At 70.4% G+C, this 24,374-nt stretch carries 27 protein-coding genes; 11 read left to right on the top strand and 16 right to left on the bottom strand.

The window, feature by feature from the left end; all coding sequences use genetic code 11:
• Positions 1-175: 175 nt before the first annotated feature.
• From VO99_RS14045 to murJ, 10 genes are all read right to left on the bottom strand, one after another.
• A complete protein-coding gene (locus VO99_RS14045; RefSeq protein ID WP_046113492.1) occupies positions 176-1,186 on the bottom strand; it encodes an inorganic phosphate transporter in 1,011 nt (336 codons plus the stop codon).
• 13 nt (positions 1,187-1,199) lie between these two features.
• Positions 1,200-1,847: a DUF47 domain-containing protein gene (locus VO99_RS14040; RefSeq protein WP_046113491.1), complete on the bottom strand. Its 648-nt coding sequence runs from the start codon at positions 1,845-1,847 to the stop codon at positions 1,200-1,202.
• Between the two features lie 89 nt (positions 1,848-1,936).
• Positions 1,937-2,563 (bottom strand): deoxynucleoside kinase, encoded by a 627-nt coding sequence (locus tag VO99_RS14035; protein ID WP_046113490.1) that lies wholly within the window; start codon positions 2,561-2,563, stop codon positions 1,937-1,939.
• Positions 2,564-2,580: 17 nt separating this feature from the next.
• Positions 2,581-2,946, bottom strand: a complete 366-nt coding sequence (locus VO99_RS14030) for a DMT family protein (protein ID WP_046113489.1) — start codon at positions 2,944-2,946, stop codon at positions 2,581-2,583.
• 34 nt (positions 2,947-2,980) lie between these two features.
• Positions 2,981-3,481: a 2-amino-4-hydroxy-6-hydroxymethyldihydropteridine diphosphokinase gene (gene folK / locus VO99_RS14025; RefSeq protein WP_046113620.1), complete on the bottom strand. Its 501-nt coding sequence runs from the start codon at positions 3,479-3,481 to the stop codon at positions 2,981-2,983.
• A gap of 11 nt (positions 3,482-3,492) precedes the next feature.
• A complete protein-coding gene (gene pcnB, locus VO99_RS14020; RefSeq protein ID WP_046113488.1) occupies positions 3,493-5,145 on the bottom strand; it encodes a polynucleotide adenylyltransferase PcnB in 1,653 nt (550 codons plus the stop codon).
• The gene (locus tag VO99_RS14015) at positions 5,142-5,810 is read right to left on the bottom strand and encodes an HAD family hydrolase (protein WP_046113487.1); all 669 of its coding nucleotides are present in this window, start codon (positions 5,808-5,810) and stop codon (positions 5,142-5,144) included. Before VO99_RS14015 ends, pcnB begins: the two co-directional genes overlap by 4 nt.
• Positions 5,807-6,481 (bottom strand): DnaA regulatory inactivator Hda, encoded by a 675-nt coding sequence (hda, locus tag VO99_RS14010; protein ID WP_046113486.1) that lies wholly within the window; start codon positions 6,479-6,481, stop codon positions 5,807-5,809. Before hda ends, VO99_RS14015 begins: the two co-directional genes overlap by 4 nt.
• 91 nt (positions 6,482-6,572) lie before the next feature.
• On the bottom strand, positions 6,573-7,442 hold the full coding sequence (locus VO99_RS14005) for a SirB1 family protein (protein ID WP_046113619.1): 870 nt from the start codon (positions 7,440-7,442) through the stop codon (positions 6,573-6,575).
• Positions 7,443-7,464: 22 nt separating this feature from the next.
• The gene (gene murJ / locus VO99_RS14000; RefSeq protein WP_046113485.1) at positions 7,465-9,021 is read right to left on the bottom strand and encodes a murein biosynthesis integral membrane protein MurJ; all 1,557 of its coding nucleotides are present in this window, start codon (positions 9,019-9,021) and stop codon (positions 7,465-7,467) included.
• Positions 9,022-9,175: 154 nt separating this feature from the next.
• Between murJ and rpsT the strand changes: the two genes are divergently transcribed.
• Positions 9,176-9,487: a 30S ribosomal protein S20 gene (rpsT, locus tag VO99_RS13995; protein ID WP_046113484.1), complete on the top strand. Its 312-nt coding sequence runs from the start codon at positions 9,176-9,178 to the stop codon at positions 9,485-9,487.
• An 87-nt stretch (positions 9,488-9,574) separates the two neighbouring features.
• On the opposite strand, the gene VO99_RS13990 is transcribed toward rpsT, so the two are convergent.
• Positions 9,575-9,916 (bottom strand): DUF3579 domain-containing protein, encoded by a 342-nt coding sequence (locus tag VO99_RS13990; protein WP_046113483.1) that lies wholly within the window; start codon positions 9,914-9,916, stop codon positions 9,575-9,577.
• A gap of 163 nt (positions 9,917-10,079) precedes the next feature.
• Between VO99_RS13990 and VO99_RS13985 the strand changes: the two genes are divergently transcribed.
• On the top strand, positions 10,080-11,291 hold the full coding sequence (locus VO99_RS13985; RefSeq protein ID WP_046113482.1) for an aspartate aminotransferase family protein: 1,212 nt from the start codon (positions 10,080-10,082) through the stop codon (positions 11,289-11,291).
• Positions 11,288-12,223: an ornithine carbamoyltransferase gene (gene argF / locus VO99_RS13980; protein WP_046113481.1), complete on the top strand. Its 936-nt coding sequence runs from the start codon at positions 11,288-11,290 to the stop codon at positions 12,221-12,223. The genes VO99_RS13985 and argF overlap by 4 nt, the downstream gene beginning before the upstream one ends.
• Positions 12,224-12,295: 72 nt before the next feature.
• Here argF and VO99_RS13975 read toward each other — a convergent pair whose 3' ends face one another.
• Both VO99_RS13975 and VO99_RS13970 read right to left on the bottom strand, forming a co-directional pair.
• Complete coding sequence (locus VO99_RS13975) at positions 12,296-12,799, bottom strand: OmpA family protein (RefSeq protein WP_046113480.1); 504 nt, start codon at positions 12,797-12,799, stop codon at positions 12,296-12,298.
• A gap of 44 nt (positions 12,800-12,843) precedes the next feature.
• On the bottom strand, positions 12,844-13,512 hold the full coding sequence (locus tag VO99_RS13970; protein ID WP_046113479.1) for an alpha/beta hydrolase: 669 nt from the start codon (positions 13,510-13,512) through the stop codon (positions 12,844-12,846).
• A gap of 144 nt (positions 13,513-13,656) precedes the next feature.
• Here VO99_RS13970 and VO99_RS13965 point away from each other — a divergent pair, with 144 nt between their 5' ends.
• The gene (locus VO99_RS13965) at positions 13,657-15,117 is read left to right on the top strand and encodes an MATE family efflux transporter (RefSeq protein WP_046113478.1); all 1,461 of its coding nucleotides are present in this window, start codon (positions 13,657-13,659) and stop codon (positions 15,115-15,117) included.
• 44 nt (positions 15,118-15,161) lie between these two features.
• Here VO99_RS13965 and VO99_RS13960 read toward each other — a convergent pair whose 3' ends face one another.
• The 3 genes from VO99_RS13960 to VO99_RS13950 all read right to left on the bottom strand — a co-directional run bounded on the left by VO99_RS13960 (position 15,162) and on the right by VO99_RS13950 (position 18,809).
• Positions 15,162-16,649, bottom strand: coding sequence for a Do family serine endopeptidase (locus tag VO99_RS13960; protein ID WP_046113477.1), 1,488 nt, complete (start codon positions 16,647-16,649; stop codon positions 15,162-15,164).
• 151 nt (positions 16,650-16,800) lie between these two features.
• On the bottom strand, positions 16,801-18,108 hold the full coding sequence (locus VO99_RS13955; RefSeq protein WP_046113476.1) for an ATP-binding protein: 1,308 nt from the start codon (positions 18,106-18,108) through the stop codon (positions 16,801-16,803).
• Positions 18,105-18,809 carry a response regulator gene (locus VO99_RS13950; protein WP_046113475.1) on the bottom strand — a complete coding sequence of 235 codons (705 nt, stop codon included), beginning with the start codon at positions 18,807-18,809 and terminating at the stop codon, positions 18,105-18,107. Before VO99_RS13950 ends, VO99_RS13955 begins: the two co-directional genes overlap by 4 nt.
• A 73-nt stretch (positions 18,810-18,882) precedes the next feature.
• Here VO99_RS13950 and VO99_RS13945 point away from each other — a divergent pair, with 73 nt between their 5' ends.
• The 7 genes from VO99_RS13945 to clsB all read left to right on the top strand — a co-directional run bounded on the left by VO99_RS13945 (position 18,883) and on the right by clsB (position 24,372).
• A complete protein-coding gene (locus VO99_RS13945) occupies positions 18,883-19,536 on the top strand; it encodes a DsbA family oxidoreductase (RefSeq protein WP_046113474.1) in 654 nt (217 codons plus the stop codon).
• Between the two features lie 83 nt (positions 19,537-19,619).
• The gene (locus VO99_RS13940; RefSeq protein ID WP_046113473.1) at positions 19,620-19,973 is read left to right on the top strand and encodes a hypothetical protein; all 354 of its coding nucleotides are present in this window, start codon (positions 19,620-19,622) and stop codon (positions 19,971-19,973) included.
• A gap of 179 nt (positions 19,974-20,152) precedes the next feature.
• Positions 20,153-20,620 (top strand): hypothetical protein, encoded by a 468-nt coding sequence (locus tag VO99_RS28835; protein WP_052736326.1) that lies wholly within the window; start codon positions 20,153-20,155, stop codon positions 20,618-20,620.
• Between the two features lie 98 nt (positions 20,621-20,718).
• Positions 20,719-21,513: a hypothetical protein gene (locus tag VO99_RS13930; RefSeq protein ID WP_232315364.1), complete on the top strand. Its 795-nt coding sequence runs from the start codon at positions 20,719-20,721 to the stop codon at positions 21,511-21,513.
• Between the two features lie 153 nt (positions 21,514-21,666).
• On the top strand, positions 21,667-22,287 hold the full coding sequence (locus VO99_RS13925; RefSeq protein ID WP_198156944.1) for a L,D-transpeptidase: 621 nt from the start codon (positions 21,667-21,669) through the stop codon (positions 22,285-22,287).
• 103 nt (positions 22,288-22,390) lie between these two features.
• A complete protein-coding gene (locus tag VO99_RS13920) occupies positions 22,391-23,188 on the top strand; it encodes an endonuclease/exonuclease/phosphatase family protein (RefSeq protein ID WP_046113615.1) in 798 nt (265 codons plus the stop codon).
• Positions 23,185-24,372 (top strand): cardiolipin synthase ClsB, encoded by a 1,188-nt coding sequence (gene clsB, locus VO99_RS13915; RefSeq protein ID WP_046113472.1) that lies wholly within the window; start codon positions 23,185-23,187, stop codon positions 24,370-24,372. The genes VO99_RS13920 and clsB overlap by 4 nt, the downstream gene beginning before the upstream one ends.
• The last annotated feature ends 2 nt before the right edge of the window (positions 24,373-24,374 follow it).

Raw genomic sequence — 24,374 nt, 5'->3', positions numbered from 1 at the left:
GGTCCACCCGCCAAGCGGGTTGCGCGGCCGCCTTCGGAGCGGCCGGGCGTCGGCCGCGGGGGCACCCGGTCCGGCGCCTGCGGCACCGGTCCACCCGCCAAGCGGGTTGCGCGGCCGCCTTCGGAGCGGCCGGGCGTCGGCCGCGGGGGCACCCGGTCGGCGCCGGGTCGTTGCGCTAGAGCACCTGCAGGCCGAGCCAGTAGAAGACGGCGGCGATGAAGGCGGACGCGGGAATGGTGAAGATCCAGGCCCAGACGATGTTGCCTGCCACGCCCCAGCGCACCGCGGATGCGCGGCGCACCGAGCCCACGCCGACGATGGCGCCGGTGATGGTGTGGGTGGTGGACACCGGCACGCCCAGCGCGGTGGCGAAGAACAGCGTCATCGCACCGCCCGTCTCGGCGCAGAAGCCGCCCACCGGCTTCAGCTTGGTGATCTTCTGCCCCATGGTCTTGACGATGCGCCAGCCGCCGAACATCGTGCCCAGGCCGATGGCGATATAGCAGGTCCAGATGACCCAGGTGGGCGGCATCGCATCCGTGGCGCTGGCATAGCCTGTGGCGATCAGCAGCATCCAGATGATGCCGATGGTCTTCTGCGCATCGTTGCCGCCGTGGCCCAGGCTGTACAGCCCGGCCGACACCAGCTGCAGCCGCCGGAACCAGTTGTCCACCCGCAGCGGCGAGCTGCGCCGGCACGCCCAGGCCACCGCCACCATCATCAGCGAACCCAGCAGGTAGCCCAGCAGCGGCGAGACGAAGATGAAGGCCACCGTCTTCAGCACGCCGCCGGCCACCAGGGCGCCCACGCCCGACTTGGCGATGACCGCGCCGACGATGCCACCGATCAGCGCATGGCTGCTGCTGGAAGGAATGCCATACCACCAGGTGATGACGTTCCAGGCGATGGCGCCGACCAGTGCGCCAAAGACCACGTAGTGGTCGACAATGCCGGGCTGCACGATGCCCTTGCCCACCGTGGCCGCCACGCTGAGGTGGAAGACGAACACCGCGATCACGTTGAAGGTGGCCGCGAACACCACCGCCTGCTGCGGCTTGAGCACGCCGGTGGACACCACGGTGGCGATGGAGTTCGCCGCATCGTGGAAGCCGTTCATGAAATCGAAGGCCACTGCCAGCACCACCAGCAGCACCACCACGCCGAAACTTACCTGGACCGCATCCATCGCGCAGCCGGTCTCACGAGTTCTCGAGGACGATGCCCTCGACGAGATTGGCCACGTCCTCGCAGCGGTCGGTGATCGATTCCAGCTGCTCGTAGATCGCCTTGAGCTTGATCAGCTCGCGCACGTCCGGCTCCTCGCGGAACAGCTTGCTCATCGCCGCGCGCATCACGCGGTCGGCATCCGACTCCAGCTTGTCGATCTCCTCGCAGGTCTTGAGCGCAGCCTCCACCACCGTGTGGTCCGACAGCTTGGGCAGCAGCGTGACCACATGCGCCACGCGGTCGCAGCACTTGGCGCTGAGGTCGCCCAGGCGCAGCACCTCCTCGGTCATCGCGCGCACGTCGTACAGCTGCATGGTCTCGGTGGCGTCCTGCAGCAGGTCCAGCACGTCGTCCATCGCATTGATCAGGCCGTGGATCTGCTCCCGGTCGATGGGGGTGATGAAGGTCTTGTGCAGCAGGCGGTTCACCTCGGCGGTGATGCGGTCGGCGCTGCGCTCGGCGGCATTCACCTCCGCGGCGTACTGCTCGCGCAGCGTGAAGTCGGCGTAGTGCTCGATCAGGCGCGTGAAGGCACGTGCGCCTTCGGCGATCTGCTTGCCGTGTTCATTGAAGAGTTCGAAAAAATTGCCCTCACGGGGCAGCAGCTTGCCGAACAGCATCGGTCGGTTCCTCGGGGATCGGGACGCGGGCCGCGGTTGTCACAAGACAGTCACGCCACGGTCACATGGACACAGGGCGCGCAGTGTAGCTACATGGCCTCGCGCGGCCCCTGGAACTGCCGCAGGCGCTGCAGCAGCCTATCCAGGTCCTGCGGCCGCTCCAGTGGATTGAAGCGGGTGGTGTCGATGGCCAGCACCGGCAGCAGGGGCTCGCGCTCGAACCAGGCGCCGTAGGCCGCGGCCAGCGACTGCAGGTAGGCCGCATCGATGCCCTGCTCCATCGGCAGGCCGCGCCGCGCGATGCGGCCCAGCAGCGTGTCGGCATCGGCCTGCAGCCAGATCACCAGGTCAGGCCGCGGCACCTGCGGCGCCAAGGCCTGGTGGATCTGCAGGTACAGCCGGTATTCGTCGTCCGACAGCGTGAGCCGCGCGAACAGCGCGTCCTTCGCGAACATGAAGTCGCTGACGATGCGCGGCGTGAACATGCCGGGTTGGGCCAGCTCGCGGTACTGCTCGATGCGCTGGAACAGGAAGAAGAGCTGCGTCTGCATCGCGTACCTGGGCGCATCGGCGTAGAAGCGCTCGAGGAACGGGTTGTCATGCGGCCGCTCCAGCAGCAGCTGCGCGCCCAGCCGCTCGGCTAGCAGCCGGGCCAGCGTGCTCTTGCCCGCCCCGATGGGGCCTTCGATGGCGATGTGCCGCAACGCGTCCAGCATCGCCGCGCGGGCTGCCTTCAGCCCCGGAAGATGAAGTACACCGCGCCGACCAGGCACAGCCCGGCCCACAGGTAGTCCAGCTTCAGCGGCTGGCCCATCACCACCACCGCGAACGGCACGAAGACCGACAGGGTGATGACCTCCTGCGCGATCTTGAGCTGTGCCAGCGTGTAGCCGCCCTGGTAGCCGATGCGGTTGGCCGGCACCTGCAGCAGGTACTCGAACAGCGCGATGCCCCAGCTGATGAGCGCCGCGATCCACCACGGCCGGTCGGCCAGGCTCTTCAGGTGCCCGTACCAGGCATAGGTCATGAACACGTTGGACAGCACCAGCAGGCCGAAGGTCTGCACCGACAGCGGCAGCTGCGACAAGCTCGCAAACATCGTGTGGAATCCTGGGAGAACGGGTGGGGGGCCGCTAGGGCAGCCGCTCGATCGGCTGGCCGGTGCAGCTTGCCAGCAAGGCGCCGACCGTGCCCAGGCCAGCAATCTCCAGGCCCGGCGCCAGCTCCTGCAGCGGCGCGAGCACGAAGGCCCGCTCATGCAGCCGGGGATGCGGCAGCGTCAGTCGATCGTCGTGCTGCGCATGCTGGCCCACCAGCAGCAGGTCCAGATCCAGCGTGCGCGGTGCGTTGCGGTAGGGGCGCTGGCGGCCGTGCCGCTGCTCGATGGCCTGCAATGCATCCAGCAGCGCCTTGGGCGCCAGCGTGCTGCGCAGTTCGGCCACGGCATTCAGGTAGTCGGGACCATCGGCGTCGACCGGCGCGGTGCGGTAGAAGCCGGAGGCCCGCACCAGCACGACGCCGGGCAGCGCGGCCAGCCCGTCCAGCGCAGACTGCAGCGTGGCGCGGGCATCACCCAGGTTGGCCCCCAGACCGACGAACACGCGGTCGTCGGCCGATGGGACGCCGCCGGTCATCGACATCCGGCTCAGGCGTTGTCGCCCGCGGGCGCGGCGGCGTCGCCGGAAGCACCGGCCTCGCCCGCCACGGCGGCACCGGCCGGCTTGCGGCGGCGGCGGCGGCGCTTGCGCGCGGGGGCGCCTTCGGCCTCCATCGCGGGCAGTTCGTCTTCGTCCTCTGCGCTGTCGGCGGCGTCCGTGGCCAGCGCCTCCTCCCCCGCGGGCGCCGACTTGCGGCTGCGCGGCGGCTTGGCCGCGCCGGAGGCCGGCGCCCGGCGCACCTTGCTCTGCTGTTCACGTGCGGCGGCCAGCAGCGCATCACGCTCCTCCGGCGTCCCCAGCGAGAAGTCCTCCCACCATTCGGCCAGCGCCGGATCCACCTCGCCGGCATCGGCGCGCAGCCGCAGGAAGTCGTAGCCGGCGCGAAAGCGCGGCTGCTCCACCAGCGAGAACGGCGCGTTGCCGGTGCGGCGCTCGAAGCGCGGCTGCATGCCCCAGATCTCGCGCATGTCGGTGCCCAGCTTGCCGCGGCCGGAGATGTCGCCCACGCGGGCATCGAACACCGCGTCCACCGCCTGCATCAGTGCCGGGAACGGCGCCTCGCCCGCCTCGCGGCCACGGTGCCAGCCGGCCAGCACTTCGTGCCAGAGCAGGCAGGCCAGCAGGAAGCTGGGCGCCACCGGACGGTCTTCCGACACGCGGCGGTCGGTGTCGGCCAGCGCCAATTCCACGAACTTGCGGCGCGCCGCATGCTCGGGCTTGTCGGCGCCGGGCCCGATCAGCACGTCCAGCATCGGGAAGCGGCTGCCCAGGCCCTGCTTGCGCAGCTCTTCCACGCTGGCCAGGGCATGGCCGGTCTGCAGCAGCTTGATGGTCTCGTCGAACAGGCGCGAGACCGGGATGTTGTCCAGCAGCGCCGCCATCTCGCCGATGGGCGCGCGGGTCTTGGGCTCGATCTGGAAGCCCAGCTTGGCCGCGAAGCGCACCACCCGCACGATGCGCACCGGGTCTTCGCGATAGCGCGTCACCGGGTCGCCGATCATGCGCAGCACCTTGCGCTCGATGTCCTTCAGGCCGCCGTGGTAGTCCACCACGATCTCGGTCACCGGGTCGTAGTACATCGCGTTGACGGTGAAGTCGCGGCGGGCGGCGTCCTCGATCTGCGGACCCCAGACGTTGTCGCGCAGCACCCGGCCGGCGGCATCCACCGCATGGCTCTTGCCAGCCAGCTCCGACTTCGACGTCTTCTCGTTGCCGGCCACCGCTTCGGCGGCGCTGTTGTCCAGGTAGGCGCGGAAGGTGGACACCTCCACCACCTCGTGCTCGCGCCCTCGGCCGAAGATCACATGCACGATGCGAAAGCGCCGGCCGATGATGAAGGCGCGGCGGAACAGTGCCTTCACCTCTTCCGGCGTGGCATTGGTGGCGACGTCGAAGTCCTTGGGCCGGCGGTTGACCAGCAGGTCGCGCACCGCGCCGCCGACGATGTAGGCCTCGAAGCCGCCGTCCTTCAGCGTGCGCACCACGCGCACGGCGCGTTCGTCCAGCAGTTCAGGGTTGATGCGGTGCTCGCTCGCGGGCACCTCCACGCGCTTGCCCAGCGGCACCTTGCCGGCCGCGGCCTTGCCGGCCTTGGCGGAGGAGGTCTTGCCCAGCAGCCTGTCGATGAAGGTCTTGATCATTCGAAAAGTCTCAGGATGCGCCAGCCGCGCTCCCGCGCGATGGCTTCGAGCGCAGCGCTCGGGTTGGTGGCGACGGGCTCGGTCGCCCATTCGAGCAGCGGCAGGTCGTTGGTCGAATCGCTGTACACCGTGATGCGGTCGAAGTCGCCGCGGCGGCGGCCCTGCCCGGCCAGCCAGGCCTCCACCCGCGGCACCTTGCCTTCGCGGTAGGACGGGATGCCGCGGATGCCGCCGGTGGCCCGGCCCTGCGCATCACGCTCCAGCTCCACCGCGATCAGCGTGGGCACCTCAAAGGCGCGCGCGATGGGCTGGGTGACGAACTCGTTGGTGGCGGTGACGATGGCCAGCAGGTCGCCTGCCTGCGCATGGCCCCGGACCAGCGCATGCGCCTGCGGATGCAGCACCGGGCGGATGGCTTCGTCGAAGAAGCGCACGCGGCCGGCCTCGATCTCGTCGAACGGACGGTCGCGCCAGGGCGCGGTGGAAAAGCGCACATAGGCCTGCAGGTCCAGCCGGCCGGCCAGGTAGTCGGCGAAGAAGCGGTCGTTCTCGGCCTGGAAGGCGGCGCCGTCGGCCCAGCCGGTGCGCACCATGAACTCGCCGAAGGCGTGGTCGGAATCGATGGGCAGCAGCGTGCCGTCCAGGTCGAACAGGGTGAGGTTCATGCGGCGGCGCCTTCCTCGCTGAGCATCAGCTTGAGCAGCGGCACGGTGATGGCGCGCTGCTGCGCCAGCGCGAAGTCGTCGAGTCGGTCCAGCAGGCCCATCAGGTCTTTCATGTCGCGCGAGAAGCGGCTCAGCACGTAGTCCATCACGTCGTCGGAGAGAAAAATGCCGCGGCGGTCGGCCTCGCGGCGCAGCGCGGCGCGCGCCTCGGCCTCGGCCAGCGGCTGCAGCGCGAACACATGGCCCCAGCCCAGGCGGGTGCGCAGATCGTCGCGCACCGGCAGGTCCACCGGCGGCAGGCGGCCGGCGGCCACCAGCTGCACGCCGTGGCTCATGGCCTCGATGAACAAGGTGAACGCGCCGTGCTGGCGGGCCGCCTCCAGCGCATCGGCCTCGTCGATCACGATCAGCGACCAAGTGTCGTCGAATTCGAACGGCAGCGGCGACGCGGCATTGAACCAGCCGGCGCGCTCGCCTCGGTCCTGCGCCGCCAGGATGAGCGCATGCAGCAGGTGCGTCTTGCCGCTGCCCGGCGGGCCCCAGAGGTACACCGGTGCGGCAGGCGATTGCAGCGATTGCAGGTGCGCCACCGCCGGCGCGTTGGCACGGGCCAGGTAGCTCTCGAAGGTTTGCGGGGGTCGCGGCCCGAAAGCCAGCGGCAACTGTCTCATCTGGTCTGCGTCGCCCGGCGCAGTGCCGCGCGCGAAACGGCGGATTGTAAGGAAGGCGGGCCGCCGCCCTTCCTGCACATCCGCCAGGCGCTCAGTGCAGCGGCGGACGGCCCGCGCGGCGCAGCTGCGTCATGCGCCGGCGCAGCGCGGCGGCGTCCTCGGCATCGGGCCGGTGCTGCAGGTAGATCGCCAGGTCCTCGGCCGCCTCATCGGGGCGGCCCAGCTCTTCCAGGCACAGGGCCCGGTCGCGCCGCTGCTCCCACTGCTGCGGCAGCAGCACCACCAGGCGCTCGATCACCGCGAACAGGCGCGGCCAGTCGTTGGCGCTGCGGTGGATCTCCTTGAGGTTGCCCAGCATGCGCGCCAGCACGTCACGCGCCGGCGTGGACTGCAGGAACAGGCCCAGCGGCACCTCGAAGTCGCCCTCCAACCCCTGCTGTCGGCGGTACGGCGCCAGCCGTTCGTCCAGATCCTCGCGCGACAGCGACTGGCCGTTGAACGGATCGATCACCACCTCGCCCTGCGACATGCGCAGCTTGACCAGGAAGTGCCCCGGGAACGAGATGCCGCGGGCCGTCAGCCCGATCTGGCTGGCAATCTCGATGTACAGGATGGCCAGGCTGATGGGAATGCCACGGCGGCTTTCCAGCACCTTGTGCAGGTAGCTGTTGGCCGGGTCGTAGTAGTCGTTGACGTTGCCGCCGAAGCCCAGCTCATGGAAGAAGTAGCGGTTGAGCAGGCGCAGCTTCTGCAGGGTGGCGGCATCGGCCGGAATGCGGCGCTTGAGCTGCCAGGCCAGGCCATCGATCTCGGCGAGCACGGCCTGCGGGTCGAGCTGCGGATACTCGTCCTGCGCGATCGACACCGCGGCTTCGAGCAACGAGAGGCTCTCGTCCTCGGCCACCAGCGATGCGAAATACGTGAGAGGCGACGGGGCCTCGAAGCGCAGCGAACCGGTCATGAACCCAGTGTAGGCGATGGCTTCAGCCATGTCGGGCGAAGTGCCGAGGCCGCATGCCCAGCAGGGCCAGCACGCCAAAATACAGCGCCGCCACCCCGGCCAGCACCGCGGCCATCCACGCCGCACGCACACCCGGTTGCTGTTGCAAACCGATCCAGTCGATGCGCTCGGCGGCCACCCAAAGAGCCGCCCCCAGCGCCAGCGTCGCCGCCCCGATGCGCAGCGCGAACAGGCCCCAGCCCGGCCGCGGCAGGTACACCTGCAGCTTCAGCAGCCCGAACAGCAGCCACGCGGCATTGACCAGCGCGCCAAGTCCGATCGACAGCGCCAGGCCGGCATGGCCGAACCAGGGCACGAACAGCAGGTTCAGCAGCTGCGTGACCACCAACACCACCACCGCGATGCGCACCGGCGTGCGGATGTCCTGCCGTGCGTAGAAGCCCGGGGCCAGCACCTTCACCGCCACCAGGCCCATCAGGCCGACGCCGTAACCCATCAGCGCGCGCACCGTCTGTTCCACATCGTTCGGATTGAACTGACCGTAATGGAACAGCACCGACACCAGCGCCTTCGGAAACACCAGCAGCGCCACCGCACAGGGCAGCGCCAGCACCAGCATCAGGCGCAACCCCCAGTCCAGCAGGCCGGAATAGCGCTGCGTGTCCCCGCGCGCCTGCGCCGCCGACAGCTGCGGCAGCAGCACCACGCCCAGCGCCACGCCCAGCAGCCCGGTCGGGAATTCCATCAGCCGGTCGGCATAGAACAGCCAGGACACCGCGCCCACGCCCACGCGCGACGCGATCTGCGTATTGATCAGCAGCGACAACTGCGCCACCGATACGCCCACCAGCGCCGGCGCCATCTGCTTGAGCACGCGGCCGACGCCCGGGTGGTGCCAGGCCGCCTTCACCGCGCCGGGCAGCAGGCCGATGCGTGGCAGCGCGCCGATGCGCGCCAGCGCCGGCACCTGCACCGCCAACTGCATGGCGCCCCCCGCCAGCACGCCCACGGCGATGGCATAGATGGGCTCGATGCCCCAGCGCTCGAAAGCCGGCGCCAGCCACAGCGCGGCGACGATCCAGGCCACGTTCAGCAGCACAGGCGTCAGTGCCGGCACCGTGAAGCGCCGCCAGGTGTTGAGGATGCCGCCGGCCAGCGCCACCAGCGACATGAAGCCGATGTAGGGAAACATCCAGCGGGTGAGGTCCACCGCGTCGTCGAAGCGGGCCAGGCCGGAGCCGATGGCCAGCACCAGCAACGGCGCCGTGACCATGCCCACCACCACCGTCAGCACCAGCACCCAGAACAGCATGGTGGCCACCGCGTCGATCAGCTGGTGCGTGGCAGCATCGCCGTCGCGCTCGCGCGTGGCGGCCAGGATCGGCACGAAGGCCTGCGAGAACGCGCCTTCGGCAAACAGCCGGCGCAGCAGGTTCGGAATGCGGAAGGCGACGTTGAAGGCGTCCGTCCAGGCGCTGGCGCCGAAGGCGCTGGCCATCAGCTGGTCACGGACCAGTCCGGTGATGCGCGATGCCAGCGTGAGCAGGGAAACGGTGGAGGCGGCCTTGAAGAGGTTCACTGGGCGGGCGGCGGACAGCCGCATGGGGACGGGACAGGGACGCGGGATCGCGGGTACGCCCCCTCTGGCCAGGCCGGGCGGCGCGCGATTATGACGCTGGCCGAGGGCGTGCTATACTCGCTGGCTCCGCATCACCCGGCAACCCGAATATCCTATGGCAACCTCTTCCAAAGCCAAGAAGAAGACCGTCCGCCTCGCCTCCGGCCGCAAGCGCGCGCGCCAGGACGTGAAGCTGAACGCTGCTAACACCTCGCTGCGCTCGAAGTTCCGCACCGTCGTCAAGAACGTGCAGAAGGCCGTCGTCGCTGGCGACAAGGCCAAGGCCACCGAACTGTTCGCCGTCGCCCAGAGCGTCATCGACTCGGTCGCTGACAAGGGCATCTTCCACAAGAACAAGGCTGCACGCCACAAGAGCCGCCTGTCGGCCAAGGTCAAGGCCCTGTCGGCCGCGACCGCTTCGGCCTGACAGCCGGCAGCCGGGTGATGAAAAAAGGGCCTGCTCAGCAGGCCCTTTTTGCGTTGGTGCGCGGCTTCTTGTCCGGCGCCTGGGCTTTCAACGCGGCGGGGCCGGTACGTCCGGCAGCACGCACACCTCGGCCACCTGCAGGTTGTTGTCGCGGGCAAAGTTCATCACGAAGTCCCAGGCCATCGGCTCGATCTCCTTCAGCGCCTCGCTGATCAGCACCGCCTTCACATGGCCCACCGACGTGGGCACGCAGTACGGCGAATAGCCGATGCGCGCGCCGGGCCCGCCGACGTTGCCGCCCGGGCGGAAGCACGACATCGCACCCGCAAGCCGCTCGGCCCAATCGCTGGGGCGGAAGGTGCGGCCTTCCTTGGTCAGACCCTGGACGACGAACTCGCGCGGTTTCGGGGGAGGAGTGAGTGGCTTCATGCAGGGCAAAAACGCAGGGTCGACGGATATTGTGCCCTGAGGCTGCTGCGGCGCAGCACGACCGCGGCGGCCGTGGCGGCGAAGGCCGTGCCGTCATGCGCACGCCCTTAGAATCCGGCCCCTCTTGCATTTCAGACGGGCCCTTGCCCCGCCGGAGCCATCCATGACCGCTGCTGACACCGCCCTGCCGACCGAGCCGCACGTGATGCACACCTACGGCCGCCTGCCGATCGCGCTGTCGCATGGCCGAGGCTGCTGGGTGTGGGACACGCAGGGCCGCAAGTACCTGGACGGCCTGGGCGGCATCGCCGTCAACACGCTGGGCCACGCGCACCCGAAGCTGGTGCCGGCGCTGCAGGAACAGATCGGCAAGCTGATCCATTCCTCCAACTACTACCACGTGCCGCTGCAGGAGACGCTGGCCGCCAGGCTCACCGCGCTGTCGGGGCTGACGAACGCGTTCTTCTGCTCCACCGGCCTGGAGGCCAACGAGGCCGCGCTGAAGATCGCGCGCAAGTACGGCCACGACAAGGGCATCGAGCGCCCGGAGATCATCGTCTACGAGAAGGCCTTCCATGGCCGCTCGATCGCCACGTTGTCGGCCACCGGCAATGTGAAGGTGCAGGCCGGCTTCGGCCCGCTGGTGGAAGGCTTCGTGCGCGTGCCGCTGAACGACCTGGCCGCGGTGGAGGAAGTGGCACGCACCAACCCGAACGTGGTGGCGGTGTTCCTCGAGACCATCCAAGGCGAAGGCGGCATCAACCCCACGCGCACCGACTACCTGAAGTCGCTGCGCCGCCTGTGCGACGAGCAGGACTGGCTGCTGATGCTGGATGAGGTGCAGTGCGGCATCGGCCGCACCGGCAAGTGGTTTGCGCACCAGTGGGCCGGCATCCAGCCCGACGTGATGCCGCTGGCCAAGGGCCTGGGCTCCGGCGTGCCGATCGGCGCGGTGGTGGCCGGCCCGAAGGCGGCCAAGGTGTTCGGCCCCGGCAACCACGGCACCACCTTCGGCGGCAACCCGCTGGCAATGCGTGCGGGCGTCGAGACGCTGCGCATCATGGAAGAAGAAGGCCTGCTGGAGAACGCCGCGCGTGTCGGCGGCCTGCTGCGCGCCGGGCTGGAACGCGAGCTGGAAGGCGTGGAAGGCTTCGTCGAGATCCGCGGCCAGGGCCTGATGCTGGGCATCGAGCTCGACCGCCCCTGCGGCGAGCTGCTGGGCATCGCCTGCGAGAACGGCCTGCTGCTGAGCGTGACGGCCGACCGCGTGATCCGGCTGGTGCCCGCGCTGATCCTCAGCGCCGAGGAAGCCGCGCAGATCGTGGCCATCCTGTGCCCGCTGATCAAGCAGTTTCTGGCCGGCGGCAAGCCATGAAACCGGGGGCGCGGCTGATGAAGCACTACCTGCAGTTCAAGGACCTCCGGGCCGAGGAATACGGCTACCTGTTCGAGCGCGCACTCATCATCAAGCAGCGCTTCAAGAACTACGAGAAGTACCAGCCGCTGGTGGACCGGACGCTGGCGATGATCTTCGAGAAGGCCAGCACCCGCACCCGCGTGAGCTTCGAGGCGGGCATGTACCAGATGGGCGGCTCGGTGGTGCACCTGACCACCGGCGACAGCCAGCTGGGCCGCGCGGAGCCGATCGAGGACAGCGCGCGTGTCATCAGCCGCATGGTCGACATCGTGATGATCCGCACCTACGAGCAGAGCAAGCTCGAGCGCTTCGCGGCGCATTCGCGGGTGCCGGTGATCAACGGCCTGACCAACGAGTACCACCCCTGCCAGATCCTGGCGGACATCTTCACCTACATCGAGCACCGCGGCTCGATCCAGGGCAAGGTGGTGGCCTGGGTGGGCGACGGCAACAACATGGCCAACACCTGGCTGCAGGCGGCCGAGATCCTGGGCTTCACGGTGCATGTGAGCACGCCCGGCGGCTACGAGATCGACCCCGCGGTGGCCGGCATCCGCAATGCGGACTGCTACCGCGTGTTCGCCGATCCGAAGGAAGCCTGTGCCGGCGCGCACCTGGTGACCACCGACGTGTGGACCAGCATGGGCTACGAGGCCGAGAACGAGGCCCGCCGCAAGGCCTTTGCCGACTGGTGCGTGGACCGCGACATGATGGCCGCGGCCCAGCCCGATGCCCTGTTCATGCACTGCCTGCCCGCGCACCGTGGCGAGGAGGTGGCGGCCGACGTGATCGACGGCCCCCAGTCGGTGGTGTGGGACGAGGCCGAGAACCGCATGCATGTGCAGAAGGCGCTGATGGAGTACCTGCTGCTGGGCCGCATCGGCGGCTGACGCCGCGGCGCGGCGCGCAGGAAAAAGGCCGGGCATTGCCCGGCCTTCTTCGTTGTCGTACGGGCTTTGCCGTCAGTCGACCAGGCGCAGTTCCACGCGACGGGCTTCCTGCTCGTTGCCGCCGCCGACGGTCACTTCGGGCTTGCGCAGCCCGATGCGGTCGCCAGGCACGCCAGCGCTGGTGAGCGCCGTGCGCGCGGCCAGGGCGCGCTGCCTGGCGAGTTCGGCATTCCGCGCGGCGTCGCCGGTGGCATCGTGGAAACCGGACAGCACCACCTTGCGCGCAGGCGCGGCGGCCAGCGCTTCCATCACCTTGCTCAGCTCGGCGGCGGCATTGGCCGGCAGCGTGGCCTGGGCGGTCTCGAAGTACAGCACGCCGGTCAGCTCGCCAGTGATGGGGCCTTCGATCAGCACCACTTCCTCGACCACCGCGACGTCCGTCTGCGGCGCCGCGTTGTTCATGCGCAGCTGGCGCACCACCATCGATGCGATGACGCTGATGACCACCAGCGCCACCACGCTGAAGGTGATCCACAGGCCCACGCGTGTGGTGTCGTCCTTGTCTTCCTGGTACATGTCGGGCGTTCCTCGCTGCAGCGTTATCAATTGAGCCCGCGATTCTAGCGAGCCAGCACCTTGCGCAGCCAGGCGCCCAGGTGCGTGATCTCCTCCGGGCAGACCGAATGCTGCATCGGGTACTCGTGCCATTCGACGTCGTAGCCGGCGGCCTTCAACGCATCGCGCGTGGCGATGGCGCGGGCGATGGGGATGACGCCGTCGCTGCGGCCATGCGCCTGGAAGATGGGCACCAGCCGGTTGGCATCGTGGGCCTCCGCGGCCAGGCGGTCGGCCAGCGGCAGGTAGCCGGACAGGCCGGCGATGCCGCCCAGCCGCTCGGGATAGCGCAGCCCGGTCATCAAGGACATCGCGCAGCCTTGCGAGAAGCCGGCCAGCACGATGCGGTGCGCCGGCACGCCGCGCTCGCGCTCGCGGTCGATCAGCGCGGCCACCTGCTGCTGCGACTGGCGCAGCCCGGCTTCGTCCTCGCGGCGCACCAGGTCGGCGCCGAGGATGTCGTACCAGGCGCGCATGACGTAGCCGCCGTTGATCGTCACCGGCATGGTGGGCGCATGCGGGAAGACGAAGCGCACGTCGCCGACCTCGCCCAGGTCGAGCTCCTGCGCGATGGGCACGAAGTCGTTGCCGTCGGCACCCAGGCCGTGCAGCACGATGATGGAAGCGCCGGGCGCGTCGCCCGATTGCAGTTCGATGGTTTCCAGCAGGCTCATGTCGGTGGCGTGTGCGGCAGGCACAGCGGTGGGATCAGGATGCGCCCATCGTATGCGGTGGCGCGTCCCCGGCCGCTGGTGGGGCCGCCGCAGGCACGTCTTCGCCGCGCGTGCTAGGCTGCGCCATCGAATGATGGTCGTCATATGAAAACAGCCACTGCCGCCACGCCTTCCGATGCATCGCCCGCCCGCCCCGCGCTGGACCCGCGGACGCGGCTGTTGCTGGAGGGCCCCATCGCGCCCACGCTGCTGCGTCTTGGCGCGCCCAACGTGCTGGTGATGTTCGCGCAGGCGGCGGTGGGCCTGATCGAGACCTACTTCATCGGCCAGTTGGGCACCGATGCGCTGGCCGGCGTGGCGCTGGTGTTCCCGGTGGTGATGCTGATGCAGATGATGTCCTCGGGCGCGATGGGCGGCGGCATCGCCTCGGCCATCGCCCGCGCCCTGGGCGCGCGGCGGCGCGAGGACGCCAATGCGCTGGTGCTGCATGCGGTGCTGATCGCGCTGGCCTTCGGGCTGGTGTTCATGGCTGCGGCCCTGCTGGGCGGCCGGGCGCTGTACGCGCAGATGGGCGGCCGCGGCGCTTCGCTGGAGGCGGCGCTGCTGTACTCGAACTGCGTATTCGCCGGGGCGGTGCTGGTGTGGCTGTTCAATGCGCTGGCGGCGGTGATCCGCGGCACCGGCAACATGGCGGTGCCGGCCACCGTGACCTCGGTGGGTGCGCTGCTGCTGGTGCCGCTGTCGCCCGCGCTGATCTTCGGCTGGGGCCCGCTGCCGGCGCTGGGCATCGCGGGTGGCGCCATCGCGCTGCTGCTGTACTACGCGCTGGGCAGCGTGGCGCTGCTGGCCTACCTGCGCTCGCCGCGCAGCCTGCTGCGGCCAGTGTGGCGCGGCGTGCCGCTGCGCTGGCCGCTGTTCCGCGCCATCCTGGGCGTGGGCATCGCGGGCGCGATCTCCACCATCGCCACCAACCTGGCCATCGGCATCGCCACCGCGCTGGTGGGCGGCTTCGGTGCGGCGGCGATCGCCGGCTACGGCACCGCGTCCCGGCTGGAATATCTGCTGGTGCCGCTGGTGTTCGGTCTGGGCGGGCCACTGGTGGCCATGGTGGGCACCTGCATCGGCGCCGGCCAGCGCGAACGGGCGCTTCGCGCCACCTGGGTGGGCGCAGGCCTGGCGGTGCTGATCACCGAGACCATCGGCATCGCCGCCGCGGTGTGGCCGCATGCCTGGCTGCGCCTGTTCGACACCGACCCCGCGATGCTGGAAGCCGGCGCGCTGTACCTGCGCACCGTGGGTCCGCTGTACGGCTTCTTCGGGCTGGGGCTGGTGCTGTACTTCGCCTCGCAGGGCGCGGGGCGGCTGGGCTGGCCGGTGGCGGGCAACCTGGCGCGGCTGGCGGTGGCCGGCGCCGGTGGCTGGCTGGCGCTGCGTTGGGGCCAGGGGCTGGCCGGCGTGTTCCTGGCGCAGGGCGTGGCGCTGGTGGTGTACGGCCTGATCAATGCCGTGACCACCGCCGGCGGTGCCTGGTTCGGCCGCGTGGGATGGCCGGCCACGCCGGGGCGGCTGATGAAGCGCATGGCCGGCGCCCAGGCCGCGGCCTGAGCACCGGCCGGGAGGGCCTCAGGCCCCACCGGCCGCGCGCGTCCTCAGCCCAGCTGCACCGGCACGAAGATGCGCTCGCCCTGGCGCTCGATCAGCAGCGCCACGCTGCGGGGCTTGTTCTTCAGCACGCCCTGCAGTTGCTCGACCGACTGCACCGGCTGGCCGTTGATGGCCAGCAGCACGTCACCGCTGGACACGCCCGCCCGCGCCGCGGGACCTGCGGCCTGCTCCACCACCAGGCCTTCCTGCAGGCCGCTCTGCTGCCGCTCCTGCGGGCTCAGCGGGCGCAGGGCCAGGCCCAGCTTGCCGGGCTCCACCTCGCCCTGGGCGTTGGCAACCTGGCGCTCCGGGTCCTCGGCGCGGGCCAGCTTCACTTCCACCTCACGCGCAGCCTTGTCGCGCCACACCTGCAGCTTGACCTTGTCCCCCGGCGACGACAGGCCGATGCGGCTGGACAGCGTGCCCGAGCGCTCGATGGCCTCGCCGTTGACCTGCGTGATGACGTCGCCGGCCTTCAGCCCCGCAGCGGCGGCCGGGCTGCCCGGCGCCACCTGGGCGACGAGTGCGCCATCGGGCCGCGGCAGGCCGAAGGACTCGGCCAGCGGCGCCGACAGGTCCTGGATCACCACGCCCAGCCGCGCATGCTGTGCGCTGCCGGTGGCCACGATCTGGTCCTTGACCTTCAAGGCCACGTCGATCGGGATGGCGAAGGCCAGGCCCTGGTAGCCGCCGGTCTGCGAATAGATCTGCGCATTGATGCCCACCACGTTGCCGGCGCCATCGAACAGCGGGCCGCCGGAGTTGCCGGGGTTCACCGCGGCATCGGTCTGGATGAAGGGCACGAAGGCATCCCCCGGCAGCGAGCGGCCCTTGGCGCTGACGATGCCCTGCGTGGCCGTCTGCTCGAAGCCGTAGGGCGAGCCGATGGCCAGCACCGGGTCGCCCACCTGCAGCTGCTTGGGGTCGCCCAGGCGCACGGTGGGCAGGCCCTTAGCTTCCAGGCGCAGCACCGCCACGTCGGTGGCCTTGTCGCTGCCCAGCACCTTGGCGCGGTACTCGCGGCGGTCCTGCAGCTTGACGGTCACTTCCTTGGCGCCCTCCACCACGTGCGCATTGGTGAGCACCAGGCCGTCGCTGCTGACGATGAAGCCCGAGCCCGCGCCGCGGAACGGCACCTCGCCGCCGCGCGGGCCGCCGCGCTGCTGAAAGCCGGGGAAGCCGCGGAAGAACTGCGCCATCGGGTCTTCCTCCGCGCTGGTCTTGCGCGTGCCCTCCACGGTGACGCCCACGACGGCCGGCCCGGCCTGCTGCACGATGGCGCGGAAGTTGGGCGCGCTGGTGGGGGCCACCGGCGCGGCCGGCGCCACGGCGGCGGCGGCCGGCGTGGCCTGCGCGGTGACGACGGCCGGCGGCTGCTGCGCGGCAGCGTCGTCCTTGTTCCAGGGCAGCTTGAAGCCGAAGGCGCCGGCACTGGCGCCGGCCAGCACTCCGGCTGCGGCCAGGGCACCGACGAGGGGTTTGATTCGGGTCATTGCATGCTCTCCAGATGCGGTTCATTCCGCTTGCAGGCAATGATGGATGGCGGGGGTGAGCCGAAGATTAGCCGTCGGTGAAGTGAAGATTAAGGGCCTGGCGTGATTGCAGGGCGCGCCAAGCACAGGCGGCCCGACAAAGGCGTGCGGGTCACGATGCCAGCGGCAATGCACAACGCACACGCAGCCCGCCGAGGGGCGAGGCACCCAGCGACAGTGCGGCCCCATGCCGGTCGGCCACGCCCTTGACGATGGCCAGGCCCAGGCCGCTGCCGCCGGCGGCCTCGGGGCCGTCGTGGGCGGCTTCGCGGCGCCAGAAGCGGTCGAAGGCCTGGGCGCGGTCGGCCTCGGACATGCCGGGGCCGTCGTCATCCACCGTCAGCACCGCGGCATCGCCCTCGCGCTGCACGGCCACCTGCACCCGGGCGCCCGGCGGGCTGTGGCGCAGCGCGTTGTCGGCCAGGTTGCGGGCCAGGGCCGTCAGGCCGGCGGCATCCCCCTGCACCACCAGGCCGGGCGCGGCCTCCAGCGAGAGGGTGCTGCCGCGGGCCAGGGCCAGCGTGGCGCTGTCGGCCAGGGCTTGCTGCACCACGGCGCCCAGGTCCACCGGCTGCAAGGCCGGCTGGCGGCTGCCGGGCTCGTTGCGGGCCAGGGTGAGTAGCTGTTCCACCAGCCGCGTGGCACGGTCCACGCCGGCGCCGAGCGCGGCGATGGCCTCGGCGCGGGCGGCTTCGTCCTGCACCCGGCCCAGCAGCTGCACCTGCAGCTTGAGCGCGGTGAGCGGCGAGCGCAGCTCATGCGCCGCGTCGGCCACGAAGGCCCGCTGGGTGTCGAAGGCCGCGCCCAGCCGCTGCAGCAGCGCGTTGAGGCTGCCCACCAGCGGCGCCACCTCGTCGGGCAGGCCGTCGTCGGGCAGTGGTGCCAGTGATTCGGCGTCGCGCAGCTTCACCTCGCGCGAAACACGCTGCAGCGGCGCCAGCGAGCGCTGCACGCCCCACCACACGCCGATGCCCAGCAGTGGCGCCACCAGCAGCAGCGGCAGCACCGCCCGCCAGGCGGCATCGGCAGCAAGGCGCTCGCGGATTTGCCGCGGCTGGGCCACCTGGATCACCCGGCTGAAGGTGGCCACGCTGTAGGTGCGCCAGGTCTGGCCGCCGGCCTGCACGTCGGCAAATCCCAGCACCGCGCGGGTGGGCAGCGCCGCATGCGCACGGGACGCATAGATGGCGCGGCCGTCCACCGACCAGATCTGCACCACGAAGTCCAGGTCCGCGTCGGCGCTGCCGGGGGCGATCTCGCCCTGGTCGCGCAGCGACAGCGCCATCTGCTTGAGCTGGTAGTCGAAGAGCGCCTCGGTCTCGCGCAGCGCATTGCGGTAGGTGGCGCCGCCCAGCACCGCCACCGCCAGCAGCAGCGCCCCCAGCAGGTAGACGAGCAACCGCAGCCGCAGCGAGCTCATGCGTCGGCGTCGGCGCTGGCCGCGGCCTCGCCACGCCGGCCGAGGTAGTAGCCCAGCCCGCGCATGGTGCGGATCACGTCGGCGCCCAGCTTGCGCCGCAGCTGGTGGATGTAGACCGAGACGGTGTTGCTCTCCACTTCCTCGCCCCAGCCGTAGAGCTTGTCCTCCAGCTGCTGGCGCGACAGGATGGCGCCGGGCCGTGCCATCAGCGCCTCCAGCAGCGCGAATTCGCGCGCCGACAGCAGCACCGGCGTGCCGTCGCGCGTCACCTGCCGCGTCGCCGGGTCCAGCGTGATGCCTTCATGCTGCAGCAGCGGCGCGGCGCGGCCGGCATGGCGGCGCAGCACGGCGCGCATGCGGGCGGCCAGCTCGTCCAGCTCGAAGGGCTTGACCAGGTAGTCGTCGGCGCCGGCGTCCAGCCCGGCCACGCGGTCCTCTAGCGCATCGCGCGCGGTGAGCACGATCACCGGCGTCAGATCGCCGCGGGCGCGCATCTGGCGCAGCACGTCCAGGCCGCTGCCCAGGCGCTCGGGCTCGGGCAGGCCCAGGTCCAGCAGCACCAGCGCAAAGGCCTCGCTGCCCAGCGTGGCCAGCGCGGCCTTGGCGTCGTACACCCAATCGACCGCATGGCCTTCCAGCCGCAGCGCCTGGCGCAGCGTGCTGCCGATCATCCGGTCGTCTTCCACCAGCAGGAGTCGCATGGCGCGCAAGGATAGTGGTCTTGCGCATCGGTGATGCAATAGCCGCCTTCCACAGCCCTTCGCACCACCCGCCATGAAGATCGATTTCGTTTCCGACGTCTCCTGCCCCTGGTGCGCCATCGGGCTCACCGCGCTGGAGACGGCGCTGGCCGAACTGGAGGGCGAGATCGCGGTGGAGCTGCATTTCCAGCCCTTCGAGCTGAACCCGGACATGGTGGCCGAAGGCGAGGACATCGACGAGCACCTGAGCCGCAAGTACGGGACCACGCCGGCGCAGAACGCGGCCAACCGCGAGACGATCCGCAGCCGCGGCGAGCAGGTCGGCTTCACCTTCACCATGGGTGCGCGCACCCGCATCTACAACACCTTCGATGCGCACCGGTTGCTGCACTGGGCCGGGCTGCAGCCCGATGCCTCGCTGCAGCATGCGCTCAAGCGCGCGCTGCTGCAGGCCTACTTCACCGATGGCAAGAACCCGTCGGACCCGGCGGTGCTGATCGAGGCGGCCGCCGTGGCGGGGCTGGACCCGGAAGCCGCGCGCGAGGTGCTGGCCAGCGGCGAATACGCCGACGAGGTGCGCGAGGCCGAGCACTACTGGCAGGCGCAGGGCATTCGCGCGGTGCCCTCGGTGGTGGTCAATCACCGCCACCTGCTGCAGGGCGGCCAGCCGCCGGAGGTGTATCTGCAGGCGCTGCGGCAGATCGCCGCCGAAAGCGGCGCCGACTGAAGACGGCCGCAGCCTTGGCTTGAATTGGGCCGACGCGGCCGCAGTTGCTCCTCATCGCACGCACACCGCAAGGAACCCGTTCCATGGCTGCTCCCCTGCCCCAACCGTCTTCTTCCGCCCGCCCGGCCGATCTGCGGGCGCGCCTGGAAACCCTCATCGCCCTGGCCCGCCTGTTGGAACGGCTGGAGCGCAGCCCGGGCTCCGCATCGCCCGACCAATACCAGCAGCTGGTGCAGCGGCTGAAAGGCCTGCTGGACGAGCCCGGCCTGCCCGACGAGGCCTTGAATGCGGTGCTGGGCGCCCACCCGGCCACCGCCGAGCTGTACGAGAACATCCACTACGAACACTCGGGCCTGTGCCGTTCGCCACTCGATCAGGCCGTGGCCGCCGAGACGCAGGTGGCGCAGCTGGTGTCACGCCTGTCGCGCCGCCATTGACGCCCCCGGATACGTCGCGTATCCATCGGTAAACCGCCCTCGCCGGCCACCCCAGCCGGCCGGGGCCGATGTCCTACAGCATGCGGCGCAGGCGGCCGACGGACCCGCCCCGCCAACCCTCCTAGAGTGCACTCAGGCCAGTCGAACAGGCCTCCACCTCTACCACTAGGAGTACGGACATGAGCACCAAGAAGTCGATCACCGCGATCATCGCCGCCACCGCGCTGGCAGGCTCTTTCGGCCTGGCCGTTGCACAGGGTTCCGCCACCTCCACGCCGGGCACCACCAACAGCCAGCTGAGCAGCGGCAGCCAGAACGGCGTGCAGCCCAACAACACGACCTCGGGCAGCACCGGCTCCACGATGAGCCAGGGCAGCACCAGCGGCTCCACCGCCGCCCCCAGCGCCCGCACCGACGCCGGCACGATGAACAGCAACACCAACCCGCGCGGCACCGGCACGCAAGAGAACAACAGCAACCAGACGACGAACGGCGGCGTCGGCGCCACCGGCACGACGTCGGGCGGCATGAACAGCGGCAGCACCTCCGGTGCCACCGGCTCCACCTCGGGCGCCACCGGCAGCAGCATGGACAGCAGCACCAGCGGCACGATGAACCAGCGTCCGGCCCGCGCCGACCGCAACTAAGCGCATCCGCGCTGCTCGTCAAACCGCCCGCGCGCCTGCGCCGGGCTTGCAGGGAGGGCCGGCTCAATGCCGGTACTCCCTGCCTCCACATCCGCCCCATGATGTCCAGCCGCCCCGACCGCAACCCGCCTCCCGCCAGCGAGTGGGCCTTCGGCGTGCGCAGAGGCCTGCTGATCGCGGCCGCCATCGGCGTGCTCACCCTGCCGCCGCTGGGCCTGGCCACCCGGATGCCCCAAGCCGGTGCACCGGGTCCCACCGCCGCCCTGTCAGCCGCGCCCGCACCCGTCGCCGCGCCGCGCCTGGCGGATTTCGGCGCCGAGCAGCCGTCGCCTTCCGCCCGCCATGTGGCCAACTGGACGGTGGATGCGAACGACCACGGCGGCAAGCCCTTCGTGGTGGTCGACAAGCAGCAGGCCCGTGTCTACGTCTTCGACTCCCAGGGCCGGCTGAGCGGCGCTTCGCCGGTGCTGCTGGGGCTGGCCGTGGGCGACGATTCGGTGCCGGGCATCGGCGACCGGCCGATCCCGCTGGTCAAGCCCGAGGAACGCACCACGCCGGCCGGCCGTTTCATCGGCGAGCGCGGCAGCAACACCTCCGGCGAAGACGTCGTCTGGGTGGACTATGACGCCGCCGTCTCCATGCACCGCGTACGGCCGCTGGTGGCCGCCGAACGCCGCCTGGAGCGGCTGGCCAGCCCCACGCCGGAGGACAACCGCATCTCCTACGGCTGCATCAACGTGCCGGCGGCCTTCTTCGACGCCCACATCGAGCCGCTGTTCCGCCGCATGCAGGCGGTGGTGTACGTGCTGCCCGAAACCCGGCCGGTGCAGGCCGTCTTCCACTCCTACGACGTGCGCATCCGCCACGCCGCACTGGGCAGAACCACCGGGTAAACCGCAGCCTTTTGGTGGCTTGGGCCTTGCTTTTGGCTGGGTACCATGCGCGCCGGCGCCTTCGTGGCGCCGCTTCGCAGTACCCCACCGGAAGGCCAGATGCCGTTGCCGCCCCGTTGCCGTGCGCCCCGAGCCACCCCCTGCCTGGCCGCCGTGCTGATCGCACTGGCGGCCTCCTGCTTCACCCCCGCCGCGCAGTCGGCCAGCCATGACACCGCCCAGGCCTGGAGCCGCATCGTGCAGGCCGGCGACCACCGCGGGATGCCATTCGCCATCGTCGACAAGCGCGAAGCGGTGCTCAGCGTGTTCGACGGCCAGGGCCGCGAGATCGCGCGCACGCCCGTGCTGCTGGGCCTCGCACCCGGCGACGACAGCACGCCCGGTGTGGGCGAGCGGGCCCAGATCGGCGCGGTGGCGCCCCAGGAACGCACCACGCCCGCCGGCCGCTTCGAGGCCGAGCCCGGCCGCAACGCCCAGGGCGAGGACATCGTCTGGCTGGACTACGACGCCGCCTTCGCCATCCACCGCCTGCGCCCCGGCCCGGCGCGGCAGGCGCGGGAGCAGCGCCTGGCCTCGCCCCGGCTGCGCGACCGGCGCATCTCGCTGGGCTGCGTGGTGGTGCCGGTGGCCTTCTACCGCGAGGTGATCGCGCCGCATCTGGGCCGCAGCCGCAGCGTCGTGTACGTGCTGCCCGAGACGCGGCCGCTGGACACGCTGTTCGACGGCGGCGCCGGCCCCCAGCGCATGGCCTGGGTGCGTACCGCCTCCCGCTGAAGGCCGGCGCGGCGCGCCCGGCGCCTTTCGGCAGAACGGCCACGCACAGGCGGGGCGTCTTCCTACATCGGCCGCCGGGGCCCTTGGGTACAACTTGGGGATGATGAGCGCCCTTGCAGAAGCACGCCCCACCGATACCCCTTCCACCGCCGCGCCCGAAGCCGTGAACGTGCGGGTGCTGACGGTCAACACGCACAAGGGTTTCACCTTCTTCAACCGCCGTTTCATCCTGCATGAACTGCGCGAGGCGGTGCGGCAGGTGTCCGCCGACGTGGTGTTCCTGCAGGAAGTGCTGGGCACCCACACCCGGCACTCCACCCGCTGGGCCGGCTGGCCGGATGCGCCGCACTACGAATTCCTGGCCGACGAGATCTGGCCCGAGTTCGCCTATGGCCGCAACGCGGTCTATCCGCATGGCCACCACGGCAATGCGGTGCTGTCCAAGTACCCGATCGCGCACTACGAGAACCTGGACGTCTCCATCGCCGGGCCGGAAAAGCGCGGTCTGCTGCACTGCGTGCTGAAGCTGCCCGACGGTCGGCCGCTGCATGCCATCTGCGTGCACCTGGGGCTGCAGGAGCGCCACCGCGTCAAGCAGCTGCAGCTGCTGTGCCAGATGATGCACAAGCACATCCCGGACGATGCACCGGTGGTGGTGGCCGGCGACTTCAACGACTGGCGCGTGCGCGCCCACAACATCCTGGCCCGCGCCGGCCTGCGCGAGGTGTACCAGCATGCCACCGGGGCCTCGGCCCGCAGCTTTCCGGCCGCCTTCCCGATGCTGCAGCTGGACCGCATCTACGTGCGCAATGCGCGCGTGCATGCGCCCATCGTGCTGCCCAAGAAACCCTGGAACCACCTGTCGGACCATGCGCCGCTGGCGGCGGAGATCGCGGTATGAGCTCGCGTTGGGTGGCGGGCAACCGCTTCTCGCTGCTGGAGAACGGCGAGGCCTTCTTTCCCCGGGTGTTCGAGGCCATCGCCGCCGCCCGGCAGGAGGTGTATGTCGAGACCTTCATCCTGTTCGACGACAAGGTGGGCCGCGGCCTGCACGAGGCGCTGCTGAGCGCCGCGCGCAATGGGGCGCAGGTGTACCTGCTGGTGGACGGCTTCGGCTCGCCCGACCTGGGCCCCAGCTTCACCGACCCGCTGCGCGAGGCCGGCGTGGTGCTGCGCTCCTTCGACCCGGCGCCCTCCATCCTTGGCTGGCGGCCCAACATGCTGCGCCGCATGCACCGCAAGATCGTGGTGGTGGACGGTGCGCGGGCCTTCGTCGGCGGCATCAACTATTCCGCCGACCACCTGGCTGACTACGGCCCCGAGGCCAAGCAGGACTATGCGGTGGAGGTGGAAGGCCCCATCGTCGGCCACATCCATGCCTTTGCCCGCGCGGCCGCGCGCGTGGTGCAGCCCAGCCGCCGCTGGCTGCGCCGCGCCAAGCCCGAGGCCGAGAAGGCGCTGGAGGCGGTGGGCGATGCGATGGCGATGTTCATCACCCGCGACAACCGCGACCACACCACCGACATCGAGCGCCACTACCGCGCGGCCATCCGCTCGGCGCGGCAGCGGGTGGTCATCGCCAATGCGTATTTCTTCCCCGGTTACCGCTTCATCCGCGAGCTGCGCAATGCCGCCCGCCGCGGCGTGGAGGTGGTGCTCATCCTGCAGGGCGAGCCCGACATGCCCATTGCCAAGGCCGCCGCGGAGACGCTGTACGCCAACCTGCTGAAGGCCGGCGTGCGCATCTTCGAATACTGCGAGCGGCCGCTGCACGGCAAGGTGGCGCTGGTGGATGAGGAATGGTCCACCGTGGGTTCCAGCAACCTGGATCCGCTGAGCCTGTCGCTGAACCTGGAAGCCAACGTCGTCATCCGCGACCGCAACTTCAACCAGGTGCTGCATGGCCGGCTGAAGCACCTGATGGACAACGCCTGCAAGGAAGTGGACGCGGCGCAGATCGAACAGCCCAGCCTGTGGTCGATGGTGCGGAGCTACCTGGTCTTCCACTTCATCCGCAAGTTCCCGCGTTGGGCGCCGCGGCTGCCCCAGCTCACCCGGCCCGCGGTGGCACCGCTGCGGCTGTGACG

Origin of the sequence: Aquincola tertiaricarbonis, from assembly GCF_000969605.1 — a bacterium.
Taxonomy (GTDB): domain Bacteria; phylum Pseudomonadota; class Gammaproteobacteria; order Burkholderiales; family Burkholderiaceae_C; genus Aquincola; species Aquincola tertiaricarbonis.
Note: the sequence above shows the minus strand (reverse complement) of the source record. Positions and strands in the feature narration are given on the sequence as shown.